Origin of the sequence: Tardiphaga sp., from assembly GCF_028290495.1 — a bacterium.
In the GTDB taxonomy this organism is placed as follows: Bacteria; Pseudomonadota; Alphaproteobacteria; order Rhizobiales; family Xanthobacteraceae; genus Tardiphaga.
The window spans coordinates 1-4,396 of record NZ_JAQGJT010000009.1 but is presented as its reverse complement, the minus strand read 5'-3'; the positions used below and the strand labels follow the sequence as shown (position 1 = coordinate 4,396).

The window sequence follows — 4,396 nt, the reverse complement described above, 5'->3', positions numbered from 1 at the left end:
GACCAGGTGTTGACGAACACCTCCGGCTCCTTCGGCGACTTGGCGCGCTGCGTGTCGCGCTCGGCGATGTGGATGCCCTTGACGCCGGCCTGCCGCATCAGGTCCGCCCATTCGGCCTTGGTCTTCGGCTCGTGGGCGTTGAGCTTCAGGTCGGCGGCGACATTCAGCAGCGCCTGTTTGACGAAGAAGGAGACCATGCCGGGGTTGGCGCCGCAGCAGGAGACGGCCGTCGTCGAACCGGGGCGACGCGCGTTCTTGGCGGCAAGCGTCGCCTCGCGCAGAGCATAGTTGGAGCGCGCGGCCGCGCCCTTCGACGCGTCGAAATAGAAGCCGAGCCAGGGTTCGTTGACAGTGTCGATGTAGAGCGTGCCGAGTTCGTTGCAGAGCTCCATGATGTCTTTCGAGCCGGTGTCGACCGACAGGTTGACGCAGAAGCCCTGGCCGCCGCCTTCGGTGAGCAGCGGCGTCAGCAGTTCGCGATAGTTCTCTTTGGTCAGCCCCTGCTGGATGAAGCGCACGTTGTGCTTTTCGCAATGCGCCTTGCGGCCCTCGTCCTTGGGATCGAGCACGGTGATGCGCGACTTGTCGTAATCCAGATGCCGCTCGATCAGCGGCAGCGTGCCTTTGCCGATCGAGCCGAAGCCGACCATCACGATGGGTCCGGTAATGCGCGCATGAATGGGGAATGTGGTCAAAATGGAAACTCCGGATGGTCGGGGGATTGCTGCCGTGAAGGACTACGGCAGTTGGGGAATGGCGGCAACGATGCTTTGCCGCCAGATTTGCACAAAATCGTCCTGAAACAGGCCGTCAGCGGCGATCGTCGCGCGGCGGGTTGGCGTGAAGCACGGTCAGCGCGCGCCAGCGCCCGCCGGGCGTCTGGAACTCGATGGTCTGTCCTGCTGACAGTCCGATCAGCGCGGCGCCGATCGGTGTCAGGATAGAGATCCGGCCGGCGTCCACGTTGGCGGCATCCGGGTACACCAGAACGACGGTGCGTTCCTCCCTGCTGATATCATCGCGGAAGGTCACTTCGGAATTCATCGTGACAAGGCCCGGCAGCAGCCGCTCATCCGGCAGGATTTCGGCGCGCTCGATTTCCCGCGCCAGGAAGTCGGTCGTCTCAGGATATTTGCGCGACGCGGCCTCGGCGATATTGCGCAAGCGATCGGCGTCGCCCATGCGCAGCGAGATCGGAGGAAGTTCGGGGTGCTGGTAGCTTATCATCATATTCTCCTTGAGGCCGCGGTCGCACTCGGCGGATCTGCGGATCGGGTAGTTGCCGTTGCGGCGCAAAGCCATTTCATGACGCTGCGTTGTTGCAGCGAAATGACAGGTCCATACGGCTGTCTGTTCAGGGGAAGGAGATCGCGCCATGCGCGCCGTTCGGGGAAACCCTGCCGGCATCATGACGTGCCTCACGAGGGAAGCGCATGGCACGTTGATGCCGGCTATTCCCGTGATTCAATTCACGCATATCAATGGACGGTGTGAATGAAAGGACTGCAACTACCCGGGACGGCGCGAATGCGCGTCCGCCCGGGCTACCTTCCAGTTTGAAGGCGACCTGCGCGAAGCAGCAAGCGATTGTTGCAAATGCTAGACATCATCATCTCTAGTTATGTCAGCCGGCGGAAAAGTCAACGCACCAGCTGCTGAATGCTCGCTTTGGTGTGGGCCCGACATGGCAGGCAGTCGCTATCGTCGCGTCACATCGTGCGCATTACGCGCTGCGACGTTTTGCCGTCACTTCGATTTCGATTTTCATTTCCAGGTTCAGGAGGCCCGCAACGATGACGATCGTGGAGGCCGGCCGGATGTCGCCAAGATGCAGGCCGGTGACCGACATCACCGCGCTCGCGTCCGCGCGGTCGGTGATGTAGTAGGTCGCGCGCACGATATCGGCCATTTCAAAGCCGGCCTCCTTGAGCGCATCACCGATAGTCTTGAAGCAGTTCCGTGTCTGCGCCGTGATGTTGTCCGGCATGGTCATGCTGGTGTAATCGTAGCCGGTAGTGCCCGCTACAAACACAAAGTCGCCATCGACCACCGCGCGGCTATAGCCGGCGGCCTTCTCGAACGGCGAACCGGTGGAAATAAGACGGCGGGTCATTGCGGGGGCCTCAAACAGGACATTTTCCGGAATGCAGCGTATTGGCCGTCAAATCAAGCCGCGCATGCGACAGGCGCGACTTGATCGGCAGCGGGGTACGTTTCTGCCGCGCCATTGGGCACGATCAGGCCAATGGCGTGGTTAAGGGCGCCCGGGCGCAATTCGAGGCCGAGCAGCCGATGCCGCTCGAACGGGCCGGGCAGCGACAGTCCCTCGGCCTTGGCTGCTGCAAAGCCGAAGCGCGCGTAATACGGCTCGTCGCCGAGCAGGATGATCGCGCCGTGGCCCAGCGCCTTCGCCGCGGCGATGGCGTGATTCATCAGCGCTGCGCCGATGCCGAGTGCGCGAACGGACGCATCGACCGCGAGGGGACCGAGCACCAGCGCCCGGCGATCGCCGGCATCGACGTTCCACAGCCTGACGGAGCCGACCAGGCGCCCCTGATGCATCGCGGAGAAAGCCAGGCCCTGCGCCGGCACGCGGCCGTCGCGCAGCCGCTGGCAGGTGCGGGCGTTGCGGCCCACGCCGAAGCAGACATCGAGCAGCGTTTCGCGCGCGGCAATGTCATGGGCGCGCTCTTCGCGGATCGCGAAAGCGGCGGCCGGGGTGTTGTCAGTGTCGGTCTGATGCAGAGCAGTCGTCGTTGCAGTCGTCATGGCATGTCATTCCCCACTCCGTGGTGCGGAGTGTTGTCATCCGGATTGTGGAAGTGACGGGATGGGAGCCGGTAAACCGGCGCCCCGCTTACTCAGATCCGGGCAGGGCGCCCGGATGTGGCAGGTTCTCAGATATGGAACGTGCGCAGCGGCGGGAAGCCGTTGAACGCCACCGCCGAGTATGTCGACGTATAGGCGCCGGTGCCTTCGATCAGCAGCTTGTCGCCGATCTCCAGCGTCACCGGCAGCGGGTACGGCAGCTTCTCGTACATCACGTCGGCCGAATCGCAGGTCGGGCCGGCCAGCACGCAGGGCGTCATCTCGGCGCCGTCATGCGGCGTCTTGATGGCATAGCGGATCGACTCGTCCATCGTCTCGGCGAGACCGCCGAACTTGCCGATGTCCAGGTACACCCAACGCACATCGTCCTCGTCGCTCTTCTTGGAGATCAGAACGACTTCGGTCTCGATGATGCCGGCGTTGCCGACCATGCCGCGACCCGGCTCGATGATGGTCTCCGGAATCGCGTTGCCGAAATGCTTGCGCAGCGCGCGGAAGATCGAGCGGCCGTACTGCACGACCGCCGGGACTTCCTTCAAGTATTTGGTCGGGAATCCACCGCCCATGTTGACCATGGAGAGGTTGATGCCACGCTCCGCACAGTCACGGAACACCGACGACGCCATCGACAAAGCGCGATCCCACGCCTTCACCTTGCGCTGCTGCGAGCCGACATGGAACGAGATGCCGTAGGGCTCGAGGCCAAGACGCTTGGCGAGTTCGAGCACGTCGACAGCCATTTCCGGATCGCAGCCGAACTTGCGCGACAGCGGCCACTCGGCGCCGGCGCAGTCATAGAGGATACGGCAGAACACGCGGGCGCCGGGAGCGGCGCGGGCGATCTTCTCGACTTCCTGGACGCAGTCGACCGAGAACAAAGCGATGCCGAGCGCGTGGGCGCGCGCGATATCGCGTTCCTTCTTGATGGTGTTGCCGAACGAGATACGGTCGGGCGTGGCGTCAGCGTCGAGCGCCATCTGGATCTCCTGCACCGACGCGCAGTCGAAGCACGAACCCATCGAGGCGAGCAGCGACAGCACTTCCGGCGCCGGATTGGCCTTCACCGCGTAGAACACGCGGCTGTCCGGCAGCGCCTTCGCGAAGGTCTGGTAATTGTCGCGCACGACTTCGAGGTCGACCACGAGACAGGGCTCGATATCGTTACCCTCGTTGCGGCGGGCGCGGAGGAATTCCTGAATACGTTCGGTCATAGCACTCTCCCAAACGGCCCAGCGACGGGTCTCGTTCAAAAAATTGATGACGGTTCAGCGCTCCCGGACTTGAGTCGCGCGATGGAGGCGCGGCAAAGCCGAAAGTTCCGACCGTAAGTGCTGCCGTGGATTGGTTGGGAGTGACCCTACCGCTCACCTGGCAATGAAGGACAAGCCTCTTCGGCATTCGCGCTGGCTGATGGAAAGCCAGCAGAGACCAAAAAAGCCCGATCCGTCGTTGCTTTAAGTCGCGTCCCCCGTTGAGAACGAGGTGCGCCGGTTCGCCTCCGGCTGCCAGTCACGGTTGCAAGGATCAAAGTCACCTTCATCGGCATCCCTGGAGAGAGATGCTGGCC

5 protein-coding genes are annotated in these 4,396 nt (G+C 63.1%); all 5 read right to left on the bottom strand.

The features are described 5' to 3' along the window. A partial coding sequence (locus JWQ24_RS00935; RefSeq protein WP_299803227.1) for a saccharopine dehydrogenase NADP-binding domain-containing protein occupies positions 1-650 on the bottom strand: 650 nt, incomplete at its 3' end. A gap of 160 nt (positions 651-810) precedes the next feature. After that, entirely contained in the window at positions 811-1,227 is a 417-nt protein-coding gene (rnk, locus tag JWQ24_RS00930) for a nucleoside diphosphate kinase regulator (RefSeq protein WP_299803225.1), read from the bottom strand. A 496-nt stretch (positions 1,228-1,723) separates the two neighbouring features. Next, positions 1,724-2,113, bottom strand: coding sequence for a RidA family protein (locus tag JWQ24_RS00925; protein ID WP_299803223.1), 390 nt, complete (start codon positions 2,111-2,113; stop codon positions 1,724-1,726). A 53-nt stretch (positions 2,114-2,166) separates the two neighbouring features. Beyond that, positions 2,167-2,769 carry an N-acetyltransferase gene (locus tag JWQ24_RS00920; protein WP_299803221.1) on the bottom strand — a complete coding sequence of 201 codons (603 nt, stop codon included), beginning with the start codon at positions 2,767-2,769 and terminating at the stop codon, positions 2,167-2,169. A 128-nt stretch (positions 2,770-2,897) separates the two neighbouring features. After that, entirely contained in the window at positions 2,898-4,040 is a 1,143-nt protein-coding gene (locus JWQ24_RS00915) for a type III PLP-dependent enzyme (RefSeq protein WP_299803218.1), read from the bottom strand. Positions 4,041-4,396 lie beyond the last annotated feature (356 nt).

Excerpts from the sequence above, each read along its gene's own strand:
- JWQ24_RS00915 (WP_299803218.1), bottom strand. The coding sequence starts at position 4,040 with ATGACCGAACGTATTCAGGAATTCCTCCGCGCCCGCCGCAACGAGGGT.
- rnk (WP_299803225.1), bottom strand. The coding sequence starts at position 1,227 with ATGATAAGCTACCAGCACCCCGAACTTCCTCCGATCTCGCTGCGCATG.
- JWQ24_RS00925 (WP_299803223.1), bottom strand. The coding sequence starts at position 2,113 with ATGACCCGCCGTCTTATTTCCACCGGTTCGCCGTTCGAGAAGGCCGCC.
- JWQ24_RS00920 (WP_299803221.1), bottom strand. The coding sequence starts at position 2,769 with ATGACGACTGCAACGACGACTGCTCTGCATCAGACCGACACTGACAAC.